Below are 20058 nucleotides of genomic sequence, written 5' to 3'. Positions count from 1 at the left end.
CTGCTTTCTCACACATTGGGTATTTTTGCCAACTTTAAACAAGGTAAAAAACAACGCGACTGGCTTCAACAAACGCTCGTTATTGGGTGTTAAAGTTGAGCATCGCGTTAATATAGGTGCCACAACCGCGAATAAAGCGATAGGAGTGAGCCACACCCGCTGGGATAAAAACACTGGCTGGGCTATTTATATGACGAATATCACCCCCAAGATCAACTTCCACCTCTAGGCCGATATAGTCCTGACCATCTCCTAAGAACAAGAATACGGAATCACAATTATGAGTGTGGCTATCAACATGACCTGTCTCTGCAGACTCATCAGCGCCTATCATCGAAAATTGGCGGGCAATAAAATAGTAGGGAGACCCATCTACCAACCGTTTATCCAACATCACAAAACGTTTTCCTGGACCGTGGCGGTGATACTTAAGTTCTGTTGAAGATTTTTCCAACGGAACCAGAAAAAGTTCTTGTTCTTGTAAGGGAGTAAAATGCTCCAGAGAGATGTGTCCCTTGATGAGTTTTGGATCAAAAATACTGTAAGCAGCACTGTCTTTCTGCATAGCAAGTTGGTGCAAGCGGGCAACATGTACAAACGCATTTTTACCTACAACCGGTTGCATTGGAGACATGGGTATTCGGCTATACGCTTCTACTAACTCAGAGAGCGCCAAAATTCGGGAAATATCAAAACGATTTTGTTCAAAACGTGTAGCAAGCAGCGTAATCAATTGGAAAGTATCAGTGATACCTGCACGTTCACCTATGCCATTGCAACTCGTAGAGATCCATTCAACTCCCGCTTCAATCGCTTTTAACGTGTTAGCTAGTGCGAGTCCTCTGTCGTTATGAACATGATATTCAAGAACAATATCAGGAAACTCATAGCGTAATAACGATAACACATCAAAAGTTTCATCAGGTAGTAGAATACCTACACTATCAGCGAAACAAATACGATTAGCACCTGCTTCACGAGCAGTTATAATCATACTGACCAAGTCAGGGACTGCAGTACGCCCGGCATCTTCAATGGTTGCCCTGACTAACAATCCTTGTTCACGGGCATATCGGATAGAAGAACCAAACATGGCTAACAACTCTTCGCGGCTCTTACCTTTAAATTTCGTTGCCATTGAAATTTCATTAATAGAAGCGAACAATCCAACCCAATGAGCCCCAGTTTGTAGCACGGCATCGATATCTTCCAAACGAGCTCTGGCGTGAGCTAACACTGGCACAGGTGAGGTTGCTACCACAGCTTGAACACGTTCTGCTTCTTTCGACGAAATAAAAGGATGTCCACACTCAATCGTATCTACCCCTAATGCTGCTATTTCTCGGGAAAGTAATACCGACTGTTCAGTAGTAAAACAACACTGGCGAGTTTGCATGCCTTCTCTCAAGGTGCAATCAATAATGCGTATCATGTAGGGTGCTCCATACTTCTGACTAAGGTTTCAAAACAAGGCGCAGCCTGAAAATCCATAATTTTTGGTGCATGATTAAATTGTCGAGCAAAGCGTGCTAGAAAAGTCACCATTTTCATTGAATGATTTAATAGTTCCTTGAGGGATTCATCAATATTGGCTTCTGAAATCTCTCTATCAGGGAAAATAATTTTTAGATTATCAATTACCCATACTTTCATATTTGCCTCACATTAGTCTTTGATATTCGTTCTCTTCAACAAACACTATTGGCATGCCTATACGCAATTGACCGCTGATATTCATGTAACTCCCATGCGGGGTTTTTGCAGGCCATACCGAGATATCTCCTGCTTGAAGTGATACATCCTTTAGTTCTTCCTGAGAAATTTGGTTTTTTTCGAGGTCTATACACTTAAACATGGGATAATTTAGATCGAACTCATGCGGATAAACCACATCAGTATCGGGCAGATAAAACATACCTCCGTTCTCTTTAAATGCCGGAGTCAAAGCTACCCAGAACGTCCAAGCGGTATTAAAGGGTTTTTCCCACAATGCAATGTCCTGATGTAGAGGAATAAACGATTCATCAGCATGACGTTTAATAAAGGCTGCATGACGTAACAAACGAGGGTTATCAAGGTACTGACTTACGATTTTCGTCAGCCCGGAATCATAACACCATGCCTGCCAGAATTGCGGGGCATGATTAGAGATGTTGCGGATTTTTTTTGCATAACGCAGTTTATCATCACCAATATCAAACTCTGGCTCTAGCCCTGCAGACGGAGAATCGGATTGTGCAAGAATCCAGTCCAGCGCCAGTTTTTGAAAATCGGGTGAAATTGCCTGCTTATGAAATATCATGAAAAAGTAACCTCTTGAGTTAGTTGGATAAGGTAAGAAATCACGTTACTCTCTTTCATCACCTCATGGTGACATACGGAGGCATCGAATTGATGGATATGCTGGATCAACAAATGCCAGTCAATGTTTACGTTGATATTATTTCGAGTGCAACGTATCCACCATGCTTGTTGCAAGGCTGGTTTTGGTTGCCATTGGCTGAATAGGCTAATGTTATTTAGAATGACAGGTAACTTTATTTCATTAAGCTCCTGCATCAAGGAAAGCCAGTCTTGTATATCTGTTGTTAGCCAGTGTTGGTACTGTTCGTCGATAGGCATTTCACGTAACGAAGACGAAGGCAAATGGCTGTCCACCATAACTAAGCGAGCAGTAGGAAAATTGCGTTGGCAGAGTTCATATCCCAGAGCACCACCGAACGAATAGCCAATAATCCAAGTCGGCTTATATTTCAATCCATCAGCGATAAGATCAGCCAGTTCAGAAAGATCTTCTTTCATAGCTAATGTGTGATAATTAACGCTTTCCACCTGTTCAGGCAGATGGGAAAGCAGGGACTGAAAACAACTGGGATGTCCGATGAAATCAGGAAGCAAAAGTATCATCAGGTCAGCTCCTCCACCAAGGTACTGTGTAAAGCATTGCTAAATGTTTCTCCCCAGCGGGTTGTCAGCTTAACGTGCCAGAATCCTGGTTCTCCATGAGTGACAGTTATGGTGATAGGTTTCCTGCTACGAAATTCAGGATGATGCTGAAATCCTTCCATTACTATTGGTGTATCTATGAAGTTGATCATCACGATAGCATCACGATAATTAAGCTCACACAGAGAAGTAATTTCCTCCTGGGGCAGCTGTGCGTGCTCTAGCCACGACAAACGTAGCTGGTCAAACTCCGTGACTTCATAGCGAGCATCCAGCAGTATCGGTAACAGATTGACATAACATCCACTGCCCGTATTTCGCCGCCCTATACGGCGCAAAGTAACCGGGGTTATTGCTAACTGAGGACCATTAATATTCAGCTTAGCCAATGTCCGTGATAGGGACAGAATCATACGGGTAACCATTTGTGGTTCATCGTGCAATGTGAAGCTCATCAATGAGCTCTCGGGTAACAACTCCCGTATCGGGGGCATGGCCAGTGTGCTGAAAAACGTTTTTTGATTGCGCCAGAAAGTTTGCAACCGTTCTCGGTGTACTGTGATTTGTTGTTCTAGAACCCAAATTTGTTGAATAAAATCCAGATCAGGCTCTGGCCATGCAGCTGTCTTTAACCAAACTTGTACCCGAGAAAGCAATGTCTGAACAAAGTCGGCATCTGCAACCAAGTGATGCAGCCATATTCCCCACCGCATATCCTTACCACAACGTGCATATACGACTCGCAGCATTCCTCTTTTAAACACAGAGTGAGAGTGCTGTAGTTGTTCGCGAATAAAAGCCTGAGCATCTGCATACCGCACAGATTCCTGATATTCAGGTTCAGCATTATATGGTGAAGTAAAAAGACGTAATTCTAATCCACTATCTCCCCACTCCACTGCACTATTGAGAAGTGGAAAGGTTCTATATAGACCTTCGATCAAGTTTTTTAGTTTGGAAGATTCTGGAGGGATCGAATCTGGTGCCAAGTAGAACAATCCGAATTGTGAACAGTCTCCGGAAATAATCTCACTCAGTACCATTGCATTAAGCCAGCAAGGAAGTGGTAAAATGCAGGAGCTATCACTATAAGAGGTAAGCAGCTGTTCTTTTCCTTGCTGTAGCCAGGAACGTTCCTCTTGATCTAACTGTTGCCACTGACCATAAATAACCAGCCGATTACCAAATGGTAAGCAATAAATTTGCCGCTGAGATAACTTCTCAAAGATTTCATTCATAGTACCAGAACCCCCTCAGGAACAGGATTCTGTAATGTATTGACATCAATTCCCTTGCGGGTTAACAAGGAAGCAAAATCAGCAAGAGTCGCATGCTGATAAAGCTCCTGGAGGGAAAGTGCCACATCAGAATAGTATTGAAAACAAGTAGCCAGTACGCGCAAAGCATGTAATGAATTACCACCTGATTCAAAAAAATTGTGTGTTGGAGAGGTAACTGGGTAACCCAGCAATTCTGACCACCAGATGGCACAAGCTGCTTCTTGCTGGCTCATTTCCATAGTTGATGATTGTGATTGTAATGCTTGCCATTGCGAAAAAAGCGCTTGACGATCCACTTTTCCATGCTGAGTCAAAGGTAGTGAACGGACACAAAACCAAGAGGACGGGCGTTCCCAAGAAGGAAATTTCAGCATAGCTTGACGAGCTGGACGATCATCTTCTGCTTGTAGTACGGCTATCAACTGTTTACTACCATGATATTGCTGCACCAATAATGAACAATCTTCTACTCCCGGAATATTGCGCAGTCTATTTTCTATTTCACTTAAATTAATGCGGTAGCCATTAATTTTTATTTGACTGTCCGTTCGACCAATAAAATGTAGATTTCCCTCTTCATCATAATATGCAAGATCACCTGTACGATAAGCTCGTTGGGATATTCCCTGCCAAGTAATAGTAACAAAGGCTTGTGCTGTACGTTCTGGATCACCGAAATATCCCAATGCTAATCCTTCCCCAATAGCATATATTTCACCACTGACACTGGGGGCAGTTATATGTTCACCTTGCAAATCGCAAAGTAATACCTGCGTGCCGTTGATTGCCTGTCCGATAGGGATATCATGCCCCGTTAAATCCTTAGCCCGAATTATGTGGCAACAAGTAAACGTAGTGTTCTCAGTTGGACCATAGCCATTTACAAAATTGATTTTTGGATGGGCAGTAACGGCTTTACGTACATGAGAAACTGATAAAATATCTCCACCAGTTAGTACAGTATGTAATCCATGTAGACATTGAATATCAGTATCAACGAAAGCATTAAAAAGAGCTGTAGTCAGCCACAGGGTATTAACGCCATAATAGTGAATGGTTTTTTGTAGAGCCTGTGGGGTCAGTATTTTCCCTTGATGGATGATACAAGTGCCGCCATTGAGCAATGCTCCCCAGATTTCCAGAGTAGCAGCATCGAAAGATAAAGGGGAATGAAATAAAAATACTGGACGAGAGTCAAAGTCGAGAAATGTTTGTTGTCGACAAAGACGGATAATACCAGCGTGAGTACAGACAATTGCTTTCGATTTACCCGTACTGCCGGATGAAAAATTAACATAAGCCGCCTGATGAGTTGGTACATCGGAAAAAGTACTTGGAACAAAGCAACTATCGCTCTTAATTCTTACAGAAAACAATGTAATACCGTTAGGTATATTTGCAGGGTAACTACCTGTGGAATAGAGCATTATATGGCAATCTAGCCGACTAAGTTGCTGTTCAAGCCAAGTTTTTGGTTGATTTAAATCAACATAGACATAGTAATTTCCGGAAAGGACGATTGCCAATAAGGCAATAATAGTTCTGACATTATGAGGACCTGCGACAGCAATACACTTCCCTTTACCTTGCTGGACATTCGCCAAATGCACGCAGAGCTGGCTTGCCGCAGCATATAGCTGCGAATAGCTTAAGGATTCTGTTTCGTCGATAACAGCCCGTGAATTCCCATAAAGATCAACAATATGGGATATTATAAAATTTATTGATTTATAATTATCCATTTTCTTAGTGACAATATAGTTCAATCTTTTTAGTCCGGGAAAAATCTTAATTAAAACTAAAGAGACAATCCATATAATAAGAGCTGGTTAATTAAACAAATTTTAAATAAATGTTACTATTTTTGTTAACAATATGTTATTTAAATGATTTTATACGTACATAGAGAATGCTATTAGCTGCATAAATTTGGAACTGCAGTGGCACAAAACTAATGGCCAGCCAGAAAAAGTTTCTCGCTTAATCGGGTAATAACCATTTTGACCGATGACATAACTGACGCGCTGCGCTTGTCTTCTCCGAGTTACCGGGCTAATACATTAACCCGGTAACTCGGAGAGCTGAAAAATACCTGCCAGAGAATATTTTTTCGCTTACCCCACCCTATTAAAGAATTAGGAGTAAAACTGTTCACCTATTCACCTTTAAATATTTTTATTTAAATTCATATTGTTAGGTGGTTATGACTTTAAATCAAACTCATCATTACTCTTCAACCAACCCTTCATCTCAAACTTGAAAAAATGGTGAACAGGGCTGAATACTTGCGAACAGTTTAAAAATAACTATCAACCCTATAATAGATTGATATATCTGGTTTAAATTACAAAGTGAATAATGGTGAACACTTTTTTATATTTCTTTGAAAAATGTCTGTACAAGAAAAAATTATTCTTCTGGTTGGTCATTCCTTATTATTTTTGGCATCCATTCATTAGCTGTATCGACATTGAGGTTCATATTGCTGCGAATGCCGTATTTGCTTTTCTTGCGCAGGTAATGCAGCCCATACTCTGCCAGTGCGCCCGGCATATCCATGCCAAAACGCGTGACGGAAACAGGTTTATTCAGGTTATTGCCTTTCATATAAGCAAGATAGGCGTGATAAAGGTATTTGCGGGGATTGGACGGCATAATTTCCGCATTGCCGATTAACAGGCCATCAGCTTCATCGGACGCAATCAGATGGCCGCAGAAATCGACCAGTGGATCGGTGCCGCGTTTGATATCCAGCGCTTCTTCTGATTTCTGTTGCTCCGCCAGTAAACGCCTCGCTATCAGTGGATCGGCGAACCGATGCAGCAAGTGCCGGATAATTACGGGCAATTCTGCTGCGATTTTATCCCGCAACCGTGGATCACGTTTATTTTCTGGCACAACTTCGGAAAAGTTGAAAATGACCCGACGCCGCGACACACCACCACTGCGATCACTGAAACTCATGGCGTTATTGTTCACTGCCAGTACGACAGCAGGAATACGGGTTGAATAGGGTTGTTTGTGCTTCGGATCAATAGCAACTTCATCACCGCCTGTAATGGCCTTAATACCGGAGCCATCACCTACATAGCGAGTCTGATCTGGCAGGATAATCAACGAATATCCGACAATCAACGCCCGTTCCCGTGGGTTTTCCAGAGCAGCCATACTGGCGGAAACGGTGTTGCCTTTGCCTGCCAACATAGCGCAGATTTCAGCAAAGATGCTTTTCCCACTGCCTCCGGCGCCAGTGACTTCCAGAAAAAGCTGCCAGTCATAACGGTTCGCCAGCACCATAAACAGTGCCGCCAATACACGATTGAACTTGTTTTCACAGTTGGCTGTTGCCCGATTCAGCCAGTGCCAGAACTGTGGCGCATGGTTTTTCAGGGTTTCCCCCGAAATGGGGGAATTGAATTCAACATCATTAGCAAGTAGCAACCAGTCACTTTTACGATGTGACCGGAACTGGCAGATTTTCAGGTCAAACACGCCATTGTTGAACCCGATTAAGTAGCGTTTTGGCAGTTGCATCATGGGAAGCTGTAATTTCAGGGCATCCACGGCAGAGCTAATACCATGCGGTGAGTACGGCAGCTTTTCTTCCATAAAGGCCGCCACCATTTCCCGTTTTAAATCACGGTCACTGACCGGACACCAGACAATACCATCATAGTGATGAACGCTTTCCGAAGCGCCATCCAGTGCTAAATTGCCGTCATAACGTGCCAGTAGCACTTCCCCGCGCTGGCTGGCTCCCATCTGGCATAATGTCAACTTTGAAGACCCGGCATCATTGGGCTGAGTGGTTGCTTTCTTCTTGATTGATATCGGTTGATAAAGTGCCTGAGAAAAGGCCAGATTTGCCATTTCCACACCGTGTTGCTGGCGATAATCGTCCCAATCAGCTTTATATTCTGTAGGTGGCAATGTGACCCAACCATTAACCACAAGGGCAGCTTTTTCTGCCGAGATCTTGCCGATATTCACTTTTGGTTTACCGTTCTTATCCAGTTCACCGGGGCGATGCCAGTCATTATCAGCAGCAAAGATGATTTTCGTGTCAAACCATCGTTCCCGAACTGATTGAGCGACAGAGAGCAAATTACCTGCATCCAGTGCCACCAGAACAGTACCTTTATAGAGTTGGTTAACTGTGAGCGCAGTGGCATAACCTTCGGTAATGATTACTGTATCGGAATACTCTTCTAGCTTTGCTAAGGCAATAAATGATCCTTTCTTCTGGCTGCCAGAGAGTAATTTTTTCTCGCCATTGGGCTTAATGATCTGTGCGCCTGTGACTTTTTTATCCAATGTTGTCAGTGTCAACACTATCGAATTATCGGACAGCAGCCGCTGACCAGGGCAATGCAGCCCTTTTGCGGTCAGGTAGGGAGATTGCCCGGCGACAGTTTGCGCCATCAGTCCCGTCACTTTTTCAGCAATCGACTGTGTTGTTTGAATGCTTTCCCTAGTTAGCTTGGGTTCTGGCAAAGGTAATGCCAGCGTATCCGCAATAACTTTTGCTGCTTCAAGAATCGAGATCCCTTTGGTTTTTGCCACTAAATCCAGCCCATCACCATAGTTTGGGACATCACATTGGCGACAATGCCAGTTGCCATGATGATGGTCGTCAATAAAGTGAAAACGGTCAATACCACCGCAGATGGGGCAAGCGCCATGTTTCCCCTTTGCGGGAATGTCGATGCCACATGCAGGCAGCAGGTTTTCCCAATGGTACATGGCGGATCTTTTCACGGTCTGAATCAGATCGGGCGGTTTTTGTCCGTCTGTTTTATCTGAAGATGTAAATTTAGGGCGAGTTTGGTTATGCTGTGTATCAGCCATTATCGTTATCTCTCAACGGTTATTGGTCAGACGCCCTGTATGTGTTGCGAGCACTACGGGGCGTTGTTTTATTTGGTTACTAAAATTAAAATGGTCATTACCATGTAATTTAAAATATCCTTGGGTAATTACCATGTCAATACAAAAAGAAAAGCGATCTCCACAATACCAAATGAGATTAACGGAAGAATTCAGGCAACAACTTGAAGAACAAGCAAAAAACGATGGTGATGCTTCCCTTGCTACATGGATCAAGCGCATACTCCGTAAAGAACTCCAATCGCGTGGTATTGAACCCAAAGGTTGAGCCAACCGACAGTTAATCAGAAGGATAGCTCCCATACCGCTATCCTTTTTTCGTTTAAATAATAATTGCAAGATTTGTCTATCTCTCAATAAATGGATTACCCGCATCGTGAACTCATGCACCAAAATTCAGTCAACACACTATCAGGCACGAGATTCAGCAATACGCTGATCAACCCAGCCATCAATTTCTGATTCAATAAATGCAACCGAACGAGGGCCGATTTTGACTTGCTTCGGGAATTTATCTTCTTTAATGAGCCTGTAGATCCATGCCTTGCTGTAGCCCGTTCTGCGCTGAACTTCTGGCAGGCGAATAAGACTTTCTTTAGATGTTGTCATTGTTGGCATGTATACCCCCCTGTTATCGAATCCTTGAAATGCCTTGGTAGGCGTTATTTGACGACAGAGGGATTATTTAAAAATTCAGATTAATTGAAAGCGTAAACTCTTTAACCAATTCGTAAAATTAATTGCTATCTATTGACTGTATAAAAAGCAATCTTGTGTGCCACGGGCACAGAAGACTAAAAAAACACCATATATAGATGTAATGGTAAATTTAATTAAATGAAAAATAAGGAAAATATATGAGTGGTTGGAGTATAGGATTTTTAGTTGATTACACACTGTATTAAAAATAGTCTTTGTTGTCCTGGGCAACAAAGTTTAAAAAAACACCTTTTGCATAAAGGTTAATCAAAAGAAAGATAAGATAATTCATTGACAAGATCAAAATATGGAATTCTTACCTGTTTATACACTGCATAAAAAACAGGCTATGCTGGCACTGCCAGAAAAGGTTAAAAAAACATCATATGATAATTGCCATAACAAAGGGTAGGATTCGGAGTTTCTAGCTGGCTAGGTGTTGTGTTAAAAGTAGACTCTGTTGGCACTGCCAACAAAGTCTAAAAAATCATCATGAACTCAATACGTTCTGAACATTAATCCATGTTATTTCCGGCGTTTTTTCGCAAAATCATACGGTGTGATATGTTTTTCCCGATTGGCATCCAGATAATCCGCCCACCATTGCACCATCAGACGCCGTTCGTCCAGATGTTTAGAGGTGTGAATATAGGCTGCTCTGACGTTTTTTCTTTCCACATGGCTTAACTGGCGTTCGATGGCGTCATCGTTCCATAATCCAGATTCACCCATAGCCCCCCGCGCCATTGTTCGGAACCCATGCCCGCAAACATCGGTTTTGGTGTTGTATCCCATGCCACGAAGGGCATTATTAACCGTGCTTTCACTCATGACCTTTTGTGGATCGTGATCGTTAGGGAACATGACTTCACAGTCACCGCTCAGTTCGCGTAATGATTTGAACAAAATGACAGCCTGACGACTCAAAGGCACAATATGCTCCGTTTTCATTTTCATGCCCCGTTCGGAAAATTTAACGCCTTCAATGGCTTTTCTTGTGGCAGGGATTTTCCAGATTGCATTTTCAAGGTCGAGTTCTTCCCAACGCGCAAATCGCAGTTCACTGGAACGAACAAAGGTTAATAACGTCAGTTCTACTGCAATGCGAGTGATTAAACGCCCGTGATAACGAGAAAGACGGGTGAGAAATTCAGGTAAACGTTCGTGAGGCAGAGCGGGGTGATGTTTGGCTTTGACAGTAGAAAGTGCGCCAGCCATATCATTAGCTGGGTTAGAATCAAGAATATCATTCTGGACAGCATAACGCATAATGGAAGTCACACGCTGCTGCAAACGCTGAGCAATATCGTGTTTTCCGTCAGCATCAACAAGTTTGATTGGTACCAAAAGCTGGCTTGTGCGTAAAGTGGAAATATCAAGTTTGCCAATATGAGGGAAAATATAATGCTCAAGGCTACGCATAATGCGGTTGCTGTGATCTTTACTCCAGCGCTTATTGCTGGCGTGCCAGTCACAGGCGACTTTTTCAAAGGTATATTTTCCCTTTGATGTTGCGTGCGCTTCTTTTTTCTCTGCTTTAGGATCAATCCCCTGAGCAATTAATCTCTTGGCTTCATCACGTTTAGCACGGGCATCAGCCAGAGAAATGGTAGGATAGACACCGAAAGCCAGACGATCTTCTTTTTTATCGGTCGGGCGGTAATATTTCATACGCCAGTATTTTGAGCCGCGAGCAGTGACTTCTAAATAGAGGCCGCCACCATCAGAGAGTTTGTAGGTTTTTTCTTTGGGTTTTGCTGTTTCGATGAGTCGTGCGTTTAGTTTCATTATAAGGGGCACATTAAAAATAGAAGTGTAGGTGCCCCAGATTATGCCCCGGCGAGCACGTTGATTGCAATAGACCAGAGTAGACCAAAAAAGAAAAGACCTGATTGATTTATCAGGTCTTTCTAAGAGTTAGTTTACTAGAGTAGACGTTAGTAAACTTATGTATGGTGCCCAGGGCGGGACTTGAACCCGCACAGCCTTAAGGCCGAGGGATTTTAAATCCCTTGTGTCTACCGATTTCACCACCTAGGCTAAATTTGGAGGCGCGTCCCGGAGTCGAACCGAGGTTGACGGATTTGCAATCCGCTGCATGGCCACTCTGCCAACGCGCCTTTCTTGGAGCGGGAAACGAGACTCGAACTCGCGACCCCGACCTTGGCAAGGTCGTGCTCTACCAACTGAGCTATTCCCGCCTTTCCGAACCGCTTGATTTACTTAACTTGTTTTGTAAATCTCATGTGCCGTTCGATGCGTTGCATTCTACTTACTTCACGAAATGAGTCAACACAATTATTTATAAAACTCGTTCGTTCGATGGTTTTTGCGTCATTTGGATCAACTTTCACGCAAATCCTTCCATGCAGCGCTCAAATATTGAAACATTGACCAAAACGTCAGGACCGCAGCAGCGTATAATAGGATGAATCCCCCTACTTCAATTTCAATGCAAGGACGCCATAATAAGGCAACCAATGCCGCCATTTGTGCTGTAGTTTTTATTTTTCCCATCCAAGAAACAGCTACACTACTGCGTTTACCCAATTCCGCCATCCACTCACGCAGAGAAGATATGATAATCTCACGAGCAATCATCGTCGCAGCAGGTAGCGTAATCCACCACGTATGGTAATGTTCTGCAATCAGTACCAACGCAATAGCCACCATCACTTTATCCGCCACCGGATCAAGAAATGCGCCAAAACGTGTCGTCTGCTTCCACAAACGGGCAAGAAAACCGTCAAACCAATCGGTTGCAGCAGCGATAATAAAGATAATTGCACATAACATCGGTGCCCATTGGAATGGCAAGTAAAATGCCAAAACAAAGAATGGAATTAAGGCAATACGAAATAGGGTAAGCCATGTTGGAATATTTAATTGCATAATGCTTAGTAACTATCTGGCCAAGTTAAGTTTATCAGTATGGTGCATCAATACTTCTAGTGTTTCAACGCATTATAGATTTTTTCTGCCAGTGCATAAGAAATAGAAGGCACTTTTGCGATCTCTTCTACACTTGCATTGCGTAAAGGTTGTAATCCACCCATATATTTAAGTAACATTTGTCTACGTTTTGGCCCAATACCATCAATCGACTCCAATGTACTGGTCTTTTTCACTTTTTCCCGACGCTGACGATGCCCTGTAATGGCATGGTTGTGAGATTCATCACGAATATGCTGAATAACGTGTAATGCAGGTGAATCCGGAGGAAGTGCGATCCCTTCTCCTTCCGCTTCAAAAAATAGGGTTTCTAACCCAGCCTTACGATCACTGCCTTTCGCAACGCCAATTAGCTTCGGATACTTTTTATTCCATTCAACCTCCAAAGAATCGAAAACTTCAATCGCACGCGCAAGCTGCCCTTTTCCACCGTCAATAAAAATAATATCCGGAATTTTTGTCTGATCGATAGCTTTACTATATCGACGACGCAAAACTTGATTCATCGCAGCATAATCATCGCCTGGAGTGATACCTGTAATATTATAGCGTCGGTATTCTGCACGAACCGGACCATTAGCATCAAAAACGACACATGATGCGACAGTTTGTTCTCCCATCGTGTGACTGATGTCGAAACACTCCATACGGTGGATTTTTTCAGATCCAACAAATGTAGCCAATGACGCTAATCTCTGATGAATTGTCGATTGTTGGGAGAGTTTGGTCATCAAAGCTGTAGCGGCATTAGTGCGTGCTAATTTTAAATAGCGCGCTCTATCACCTCTTGGCCGTGCCTGGATATAGATTTTTCTGCCCGATATTTCAGCAAGTGATTTTTCCAATAGTGCTTTCTCAGGTAATGCAAAATCCAACAAAATTTCTGTTGGCAACGTCCTGTTTTGGCTTCCTTGGAGATAGAATTGACCAAGGAAAGTTTGCACTACTTCATCTAATTTCGTATCAGCTGGAATTTTGGGATAATAACTTCGGCTACCTAATATCTTACCCTGACGGACAAATAAGACATGGACACAGGCCATTCCTGCCTCAAAAGCGACACTAATAACATCAAGATCATCGCCTTCTCCGGAAACAAATTGTCGTTCCGTAACTTGCCGTACAGCTTGGATCTGATCGCGATAACGAGCAGCCTCTTCAAATTTAAGCTGTTGACTCGCTTTTTCCATTTTTGCAACCAGCTCATCCAATACTTGCTGATCTTTCCCCGCCAAAAACAAGCGGACGTATTCAACTTGCTGCTGATATTCTTCATCTGTTACAACCCCCTTAACACAAGGGGCCAAACAACGTCCAATCTGATATTGCAAACAAGGTCTTGAACGATTGCGGTACACATTGTCTTCACATTGGCGAATAGGAAATAGTTTCTGCAATAAAGCCAAAGTATCGCGTATCGCATGAGAGTTGGGGAATGGGCCGAAGTATTCTCCTTTCGTATGCCTGGCGCCACGATATAAGGTTAAACGAGGGTGGATATCACTACTCAAGAAAATATAAGGATAAGATTTATCATCTCTCAGTAATACATTATAGCGAGGCTGATACAACTTGATGTAGTTATGTTCAAGCAGAAGCGCCTCTGTCTCTGTGTGGGTAACGGTAACGTCTATCTGGACGATATTTTTCACTAATGACTCTGTTTTACGGCTACTAACTTGTACCCTAAAATAGCTAGATAAGCGTTTTTTTAGATCCTTAGCTTTACCAACATAGATCACTGTACCAGTGATATCATACATGCGGTAGACGCCCGGCTGACTGGTAACTGTTTTTAAAAATGCCTTTGAATTAAATAGTTCCGCCATGACTGATCACCCATCAAATCTTATTACCCACCGTGAGTTACTATATTCTGCGCATCAAGCAATCCACAGCGTATTGCCATATGGGTCAATTCTACATCACCTTTGATATTTAGTTTACTGAACATCCTATAACGGTAACTATTCACTGTTTTTGGACTCAGATTAAGCAACTCAGAAATCTCATTAACTTTGCGCCCCTGAGTTATCATTGTCATGATCTGCAATTCCCGCTCCGAAAGTTCATCCAACGGGTTTTCTTTTGCTGGTGATAGCTGGTTGAGTGCCATCTGCTGGGCAATATCTGGTGAAATGTAACGCTGGCCTGCATAAACAGTCCGAATTGCATTGATCATATCCTGAGGAGCGGCAGCCTTGCTCAAATATCCCCTAATCCCTGCTTGCATCACTTTTGTGGGCAAAGAACTTTCAGTATGAATAGTCAGCATAATCACTCGTGTATCAGGTGAATAGCGGATGATTTTTTTAGCCGCCTCCAACCCTCCTATACCGGGCATTCCCATATCCATCATGACAATGTCCGTGCTGTTTGATCTACACCATCTGACCGCATCTTCTCCATTACTGGCTTCTCCTACGACTTTTATCCCTTTTATATCATCAAGGACGCCTTTCACACCAATGCGCACCAGTTCATGGTCATCAACTAATAAAACATTAATCAAACAACATCTCCACTAACATAATATCCACAATAATGATAAAATTAATAAACTCCAAAACAAAACGGACACGCTGAGTTTATCTTTATGATTTTCATAAGATAAATTGACAAAAAAATAACATCACTCTCTCGAGTGAGAGAGAAACCTTTTGGATGAGATAACGGATTATACTAACATTAGGGCAAAACAGAAAGAAAATTGTCACATGTCAATGAAATGAAATAAACATATAGCCAATTAATTTCATTTGATATTTTGTTAATAACATATCTCTATATTATTTATAGCAATCCATTTTAATCCAAAACAATATGGGGTGATACCTCCCCCATATTGCAATGATCATTTAAATAAATTAAGGACGTCTGCTTTAGTCAGCATAGAGGTTTTTTCAACAAAGTTATAATATGCTGGCTTACTATCCACATAAATTTGGCGAACTAATTTACCTGAATGACTATTCTCAAACAAAGCAACTGGGACATAATATGCACTTGGCTGATGCAAGTGGTAAAAAAGGTGTGTTCCGCATCTGTTACAAAAAGCGCGTTCTGCCCATTCTGATGACGGATATGTTGAAATGTTTTCAGCTCCCTCTATTTTTAGATCATCCTTGCAGTCCACAGATAAAAATGGACCTCCATTCCATTTTTGACACGTTTCACAGTGACATACGTTAATATCTTCAATGCGTTGATTGGTTTTCACACTCACCGCACCGCATAAACAATGACCTTTATTCATCACTTAACTCTCTGTTAATAAGTTTATACGCATTAAACTTCAAGTTATAATTTACAACATTATATGACACCTGATTTCTCCCCGCTTTGCAGGGGAATTTTTATATCTCAGATCGCATAAATCTACCACTATATTTCATCAAAAATACCCTATTCACGACAATAAATCTCTAATTTTTAGCCATACAAATAAATTCTGGAAATTTCAAATTATGGCTTGATAGCTAGCGGGAAAATAAGTTATTTATTTTTTCACATCTTCGTTATCTTCATTATCAATGTGCCAGCTGTGCAGTATTCGGTGGACAAAAGGCGTCACCACCATTCCCACTGCGATAAAAAAGATAGCCTGAAGGAATAGTCCATAAATGGCAGCAAAATATTTTCCCAGTGTACTGACGGGTTCAATATGCAAGTTTTGTGTTCCAATCATTGAAACTGAATTTAGTATTGCATCAGAAATAGCATGGCTTTCAATCAAGAAAAAACCCAGAACACCAGGAATAATACCGATCAGAAAGATAATGAATGCATGTAAAAGAAAGCTCAGTATCCGTAAAATAAATCGGTCAAAGCTAATTAATTTATCAGTAAATTTTTCCATATCAGATCTCCACTAATAAATTAGTTATCATGGTGATTGTATGTTAGTTTTTATTTTTATCAACGTTCATGAGCCGAACATTACTCAATATTCCCTGCCCCAAGAGCACTCCTACAATAGTGACAACAACGCCAATTATCTGTGACAAGCTGGGGATATTTCCCATTATTAGCTGTATCATAAGTGCAAACATGGGAACCAAGTTAAAAAATACTGCCGTTTTTCCGGCTCCACGAATAGCAACTCCCATATTCCAAAAAAGATAGGCAATAGTAGAACCACCAATACCTATATAGAAACAGGCCAAATGGCTTTCAAATGTTCCTGAAGATAATGCAGCTATTGGCGATTCCACAAAAATCGCAATAAACACTAATATGATCGCACCAAAAAGCATTGTCCAACTCGTAGTCGCCAAAGGCGTCGCATCTTTGACAAATACTCGTATACCCACTGTATAAATTGACCAACCGAGACTTCCCATAAAAATGATTATATCGCCGGCTACTATCTGAGAGACACCTCCCAAAATCAATTCACCGTTGGTAATAACTAAAGTAACCCCCAACAAACTGATTGCCATACCAATAACTCTCATCAATCCAGGTAACCGACGATTTATAATCGCTTCCAGAATGTTGGCAGAGATAGGCGTCGTTGCCACAATTAAAGCCGCTGTAACGGGGTTGGAACTTTGGAGACCAACAAAAAATGCCCCATTAAATCCCGCCACACCAATCGCCCCAAGAACAATAAATGCCCACCAGTTTTGCTGCAAAACCTTGCTGTGAATCCCCTCTTTCCATGCAAAAAAAATAAAAATACCGATAACTGCATAGAAAAAACGCTCAACAGAGGCTGTCCACGGTGGCAAACTCGCAAGTGCAAATTTTGTTACCTGAAAATTGGATCCCCAAAAGAATGTTGCAATTAACGTTAGCACTATCGCTAACTGTGGAGTTGTTTTCATATTCATTACCCTATCTTGATTGATCTCAAATAAAATGAGCCTTGGTAAAATCATTATGGCATCTTTTAAAATTGAAATATTTAGGCAAAATTGGTAATCAAATTTTCAGAAACGGAAAATAAATCGTGCAATCACTTATTTGGGATGATATTCGAATATTCTTGGCAATAGCGCGAGCAGGAACTCTCAGTAAAGCGGCTGAGCTTCTTGGTATTGGTGTGGCAACGGTATCGAGAAAAATAGAACGCCTGGAAAATACTTTCGGAATGCCATTATTTTTGCGGCATCAAACAGGTTATCAACTAACAGAAGATGGCGCAGAACTGTTGGAAAAAGCCAAAGCCATGGAAATGACAGCAAATTCATTTCTGTTTGAAGCCGATCTACGAGCAACTATTGCCGGCAATGTACGCCTTGCAACACTTGAAACACTATCCAATTATTTAATTATGCCAAGCTTGCCGACCTTACAAAAAAATCATCCAAATCTGACATTAGAAATCACAACGGATAATTACACAGTAAACCTTCACCGTCGTGATGCTGATTTAGCACTTCGTATCATCAGACCAGAGCAAGGCCATGTCAATGTCCGACAACTAGGAATGCTGGGGTTTGGCCTTTATGGAAGCGAAGCCTATTTAGCCACCTGCACTTCCGATATATTTAGCGGTGAATACAACGACGCTCATTTTATTGGCTGGACAAGTGAATACTCACAACTTCCTTCCGTTAACTGGCTTAAACAAATCTTACAAGGGCGTTCTCTTTCAGTCGCAACAACTTCGATTTGTTCTCAAATTGCAGCAGCAACTGCGGGCCTGGGATTAGCCGTGCTGCCTCATATTGCAGCCAATAACGCTGGGCTTACGTGTATTTCGCCTGATTTAGGCATAGATAAACCCATCTGGCTTGTTATTCAATCTGATTTGGCCCATTCTCCCAGGATCCGGAAAGTGGCAGATTTTTTAGCAGATATAGTTTTTCAAAATCAGGATAAACTGTCAGGACGGTCACACCAATCGGGCATACTATAACATTCCGCATGACCAACAGCGGCACACTTGGTTAGATAAGCGATGAGATAACCATCTAATTTTAATCTGGCCCCCTGTCTAATCAATTGTTATCGGCCAGGCTTCCGTTTAAGCTTATATTAAGATATTAAAGATGAATAAATCTTTCCCATCCGATGATATTCGGATAAAAAATAATTTTTATCCGATCTTGCATACATATTATTTACAATTCATTTATTCACGTTATGATGTTGTTGTGATATTGTGTATTACAGCATCATTATCTCATTGAGCCAATTTATTAAAAAATAAATTCAAAAATTTGTTGAAACATAATTCAGTAAGACGCTATTTCCACTATTGGAGCAACTAAGTAATTTCTCTAAAATTGGTATATATTCTTTATTATCATTAATATATCGCCATAATCATATATAGAAAAACGGGGAAATACTTTATCTTTTTTAATCATGAGGTTACTATGTTAATCATTGATGAAAAAAACAAAAGCATAAAAAACATGTTTTCTAACTTGTTTCATCATCCTTCAGTCAATAAAAAGAGAGAAAATAGCGAGGTTATTAACTTATTAATTGGATGGGATGAGAGACATAAAAATATTATTGAAAATATTTCAAGTGCCTCGACAGAATTCCCTTTGCTGGAAACTTGCTTACTGCCTCTCGATTCTACTCCTTCATCAATTTTAATTGAACAAATTGAAAAATGTGATGTTTTCATGTTTTTTTATCTTTCATCAACATTAAAACCTTTTACATCATCAGGGCCTCAGTTTTTGTCCCCCATAAGGAAAGTTATGCAAGAAAATTGGCGAAAATCAATTATCTTCAAGGATTATGGTGAGCATTTTTATGAAGCTTTCTCTGAGCAAATAGAAATAATAAGTAATAGAAACCAATCAATCATAAATCTTGCCATGGTAAGCAAACAAATTATCTTTGAACAAGAACATGATAGCATTCTGACCGCAACGATTAACGAAAAACAATCATGGACCTCAATAGACGGTAAAAATAGTTATGATATCACTCCTGGTGAAATAGCAACAAAACTACACAATCTAGAAGGATGTATTACTTTTAGTGGTACTTTTCTCAGTACTATCCCTTTTGCTATTAAATATGGTGTTGTAAAAGATTTTTTCAAAATAAAAGTAAAAAATAGCCAGATCATTGACTTTACATGCCGAGATCCTATTTTCTCCCAAGATTTTGACAAGTATCTATCCGCAAATCCAAGCAATAGTGTGATTGAAGAATTTGGTATTGGGACAAACTATGGCGTTAAAAGGCTGTACGGTTTAAATGCTGGTTTTGAAGAACGGCACCCTGGCCTGCATCTTGGATTAGGTGGCGGTGCGATGGGTAGCCACCATTTGGATCTTATTTTTGAAGGAGGGAAACTATTCTTTGATAAGAAAAACTT

18 protein-coding genes, 3 tRNA genes and 1 pseudogene are annotated in these 20058 nt (G+C 41.3%); 4 read left to right on the top strand and 18 right to left on the bottom strand.

Going from position 1 to position 20058, the window contains the following annotated elements; genetic code table 11:
• Window positions 1-93, top strand: a pseudogene (locus tag IQ211_RS20150) (IS982 family transposase); the annotation flags it as partial.
• Here the strand turns inward: IQ211_RS20150 and IQ211_RS12325 are convergent.
• The 7 genes from IQ211_RS12325 to IQ211_RS12295 all read right to left on the bottom strand — a co-directional run bounded on the left by IQ211_RS12325 (window position 80) and on the right by IQ211_RS12295 (window position 9074).
• Complete coding sequence (locus IQ211_RS12325) at window positions 80-1432, bottom strand: 2-isopropylmalate synthase (protein WP_189760455.1); 1353 nt, start codon at window positions 1430-1432, stop codon at window positions 80-82. The pseudogene IQ211_RS20150 and the gene IQ211_RS12325 overlap by 14 nt on opposite strands.
• The gene (locus tag IQ211_RS12320) at window positions 1429-1653 is read right to left on the bottom strand and encodes a hypothetical protein (protein ID WP_189760454.1); all 225 of its coding nucleotides are present in this window, start codon (window positions 1651-1653) and stop codon (window positions 1429-1431) included. The genes IQ211_RS12325 and IQ211_RS12320 overlap by 4 nt, the downstream gene beginning before the upstream one ends.
• 7 nt (window positions 1654-1660) lie before the next feature.
• A complete protein-coding gene (locus IQ211_RS12315) occupies window positions 1661-2302 on the bottom strand; it encodes a phytanoyl-CoA dioxygenase family protein (protein ID WP_189760453.1) in 642 nt (213 codons plus the stop codon).
• Window positions 2299-2907, bottom strand: coding sequence for a thioesterase domain-containing protein (locus IQ211_RS12310; RefSeq protein ID WP_189760452.1), 609 nt, complete (start codon window positions 2905-2907; stop codon window positions 2299-2301). Before IQ211_RS12310 ends, IQ211_RS12315 begins: the two co-directional genes overlap by 4 nt.
• Entirely contained in the window at window positions 2907-4184 is a 1278-nt protein-coding gene (locus IQ211_RS12305) for a hypothetical protein (protein ID WP_189760451.1), read from the bottom strand. Before IQ211_RS12305 ends, IQ211_RS12310 begins: the two co-directional genes overlap by 1 nt.
• Entirely contained in the window at window positions 4181-5992 is a 1812-nt protein-coding gene (locus IQ211_RS12300) for a non-ribosomal peptide synthetase (protein WP_189760450.1), read from the bottom strand. The genes IQ211_RS12305 and IQ211_RS12300 overlap by 4 nt, the downstream gene beginning before the upstream one ends.
• 643 nt (window positions 5993-6635) lie before the next feature.
• Window positions 6636-9074 carry a DUF5906 domain-containing protein gene (locus tag IQ211_RS12295; protein WP_189760449.1) on the bottom strand — a complete coding sequence of 813 codons (2439 nt, stop codon included), beginning with the start codon at window positions 9072-9074 and terminating at the stop codon, window positions 6636-6638.
• Window positions 9075-9207: 133 nt separating this feature from the next.
• Here IQ211_RS12295 and IQ211_RS12290 point away from each other — a divergent pair, with 133 nt between their 5' ends.
• Window positions 9208-9381 (top strand): hypothetical protein, encoded by a 174-nt coding sequence (locus IQ211_RS12290; RefSeq protein WP_189760448.1) that lies wholly within the window; start codon window positions 9208-9210, stop codon window positions 9379-9381.
• A 143-nt stretch (window positions 9382-9524) separates the two neighbouring features.
• Here IQ211_RS12290 and IQ211_RS12285 read toward each other — a convergent pair whose 3' ends face one another.
• The 11 genes from IQ211_RS12285 to IQ211_RS12235 form a co-directional block, all read right to left on the bottom strand.
• Window positions 9525-9731, bottom strand: a complete 207-nt coding sequence (locus IQ211_RS12285; protein ID WP_099133550.1) for a helix-turn-helix transcriptional regulator — start codon at window positions 9729-9731, stop codon at window positions 9525-9527.
• Between the two features lie 606 nt (window positions 9732-10337).
• Entirely contained in the window at window positions 10338-11600 is a 1263-nt protein-coding gene (locus IQ211_RS12280; protein ID WP_189760447.1) for a tyrosine-type recombinase/integrase, read from the bottom strand.
• Window positions 11601-11765: 165 nt separating this feature from the next.
• A tRNA-Leu gene (locus IQ211_RS12275) sits at window positions 11766-11852 on the bottom strand.
• A 6-nt stretch (window positions 11853-11858) separates the two neighbouring features.
• Window positions 11859-11932: transfer RNA gene (locus IQ211_RS12270), tRNA-Cys, on the bottom strand.
• A gap of 5 nt (window positions 11933-11937) precedes the next feature.
• Window positions 11938-12013, bottom strand: a tRNA-Gly gene (locus IQ211_RS12265).
• 142 nt (window positions 12014-12155) lie between these two features.
• Window positions 12156-12704, bottom strand: a complete 549-nt coding sequence (gene pgsA, locus IQ211_RS12260) for a CDP-diacylglycerol--glycerol-3-phosphate 3-phosphatidyltransferase (RefSeq protein ID WP_189760446.1) — start codon at window positions 12702-12704, stop codon at window positions 12156-12158.
• 56 nt (window positions 12705-12760) lie between these two features.
• On the bottom strand, window positions 12761-14593 hold the full coding sequence (gene uvrC, locus IQ211_RS12255) for an excinuclease ABC subunit UvrC (RefSeq protein ID WP_189760445.1): 1833 nt from the start codon (window positions 14591-14593) through the stop codon (window positions 12761-12763).
• A 23-nt stretch (window positions 14594-14616) separates the two neighbouring features.
• Window positions 14617-15276 (bottom strand): UvrY/SirA/GacA family response regulator transcription factor, encoded by a 660-nt coding sequence (gene uvrY / locus IQ211_RS12250; RefSeq protein ID WP_189760444.1) that lies wholly within the window; start codon window positions 15274-15276, stop codon window positions 14617-14619.
• Between the two features lie 342 nt (window positions 15277-15618).
• Window positions 15619-16020, bottom strand: coding sequence for a GFA family protein (locus tag IQ211_RS12245; protein WP_189760458.1), 402 nt, complete (start codon window positions 16018-16020; stop codon window positions 15619-15621).
• A gap of 243 nt (window positions 16021-16263) precedes the next feature.
• Window positions 16264-16623 carry a hypothetical protein gene (locus tag IQ211_RS12240; RefSeq protein ID WP_189760443.1) on the bottom strand — a complete coding sequence of 120 codons (360 nt, stop codon included), beginning with the start codon at window positions 16621-16623 and terminating at the stop codon, window positions 16264-16266.
• 43 nt (window positions 16624-16666) lie between these two features.
• Window positions 16667-17647: a DMT family transporter gene (locus IQ211_RS12235; RefSeq protein WP_223281774.1), complete on the bottom strand. Its 981-nt coding sequence runs from the start codon at window positions 17645-17647 to the stop codon at window positions 16667-16669.
• 71 nt (window positions 17648-17718) lie between these two features.
• On the opposite strand from IQ211_RS12235, the gene IQ211_RS12230 reads away from it, so the two are divergent.
• Together IQ211_RS12230 and IQ211_RS12225 are read left to right on the top strand one after the other, a co-directional pair.
• Window positions 17719-18630 carry a LysR family transcriptional regulator gene (locus IQ211_RS12230; protein ID WP_282885642.1) on the top strand — a complete coding sequence of 304 codons (912 nt, stop codon included), beginning with the start codon at window positions 17719-17721 and terminating at the stop codon, window positions 18628-18630.
• A 463-nt stretch (window positions 18631-19093) separates the two neighbouring features.
• Window positions 19094-20058 (top strand): M29 family metallopeptidase (locus IQ211_RS12225; RefSeq protein WP_193836366.1); only part of this gene is annotated, 965 nt, incomplete at its 3' end.

This window comes from Xenorhabdus griffiniae (assembly GCF_015163655.1).
Lineage (GTDB): Bacteria > Pseudomonadota > Gammaproteobacteria > Enterobacterales > Enterobacteriaceae > Xenorhabdus > Xenorhabdus griffiniae.
The sequence above is the reverse complement of the archived record's forward strand: the minus strand, read 5'-3'. Positions and strand labels throughout refer to the sequence as shown.

What these genes read in the sequence shown, in the direction of transcription:
- uvrC (WP_189760445.1), bottom strand. Translation starts at nt 14,593, where the DNA reads ATGGCGGAACTATTTAATTCAAAGGCATTTTTAAAAACAGTTACCAGT.
- IQ211_RS12305 (WP_189760451.1), bottom strand. Translation starts at nt 4,184, where the DNA reads ATGAATGAAATCTTTGAGAAGTTATCTCAGCGGCAAATTTATTGCTTA.
- pgsA (WP_189760446.1), bottom strand. Translation starts at nt 12,704, where the DNA reads ATGCAATTAAATATTCCAACATGGCTTACCCTATTTCGTATTGCCTTA.
- IQ211_RS12280 (WP_189760447.1), bottom strand. Translation starts at nt 11,600, where the DNA reads ATGAAACTAAACGCACGACTCATCGAAACAGCAAAACCCAAAGAAAAA.
- IQ211_RS12320 (WP_189760454.1), bottom strand. Translation starts at nt 1,653, where the DNA reads ATGAAAGTATGGGTAATTGATAATCTAAAAATTATTTTCCCTGATAGA.
- IQ211_RS12295 (WP_189760449.1), bottom strand. Translation starts at nt 9,074, where the DNA reads ATGGCTGATACACAGCATAACCAAACTCGCCCTAAATTTACATCTTCA.
- IQ211_RS12240 (WP_189760443.1), bottom strand. Translation starts at nt 16,623, where the DNA reads ATGGAAAAATTTACTGATAAATTAATTAGCTTTGACCGATTTATTTTA.
- IQ211_RS12315 (WP_189760453.1), bottom strand. Translation starts at nt 2,302, where the DNA reads ATGATATTTCATAAGCAGGCAATTTCACCCGATTTTCAAAAACTGGCG.
- IQ211_RS12290 (WP_189760448.1), top strand. Translation starts at nt 9,208, where the DNA reads ATGTCAATACAAAAAGAAAAGCGATCTCCACAATACCAAATGAGATTA.
- IQ211_RS12325 (WP_189760455.1), bottom strand. Translation starts at nt 1,432, where the DNA reads ATGATACGCATTATTGATTGCACCTTGAGAGAAGGCATGCAAACTCGC.
- IQ211_RS12310 (WP_189760452.1), bottom strand. Translation starts at nt 2,907, where the DNA reads ATGATACTTTTGCTTCCTGATTTCATCGGACATCCCAGTTGTTTTCAG.
- IQ211_RS12245 (WP_189760458.1), bottom strand. Translation starts at nt 16,020, where the DNA reads ATGAATAAAGGTCATTGTTTATGCGGTGCGGTGAGTGTGAAAACCAAT.
- IQ211_RS12285 (WP_099133550.1), bottom strand. Translation starts at nt 9,731, where the DNA reads ATGCCAACAATGACAACATCTAAAGAAAGTCTTATTCGCCTGCCAGAA.
- IQ211_RS12235 (WP_223281774.1), bottom strand. Translation starts at nt 17,647, where the DNA reads ATGATTTTACCAAGGCTCATTTTATTTGAGATCAATCAAGATAGGGTA.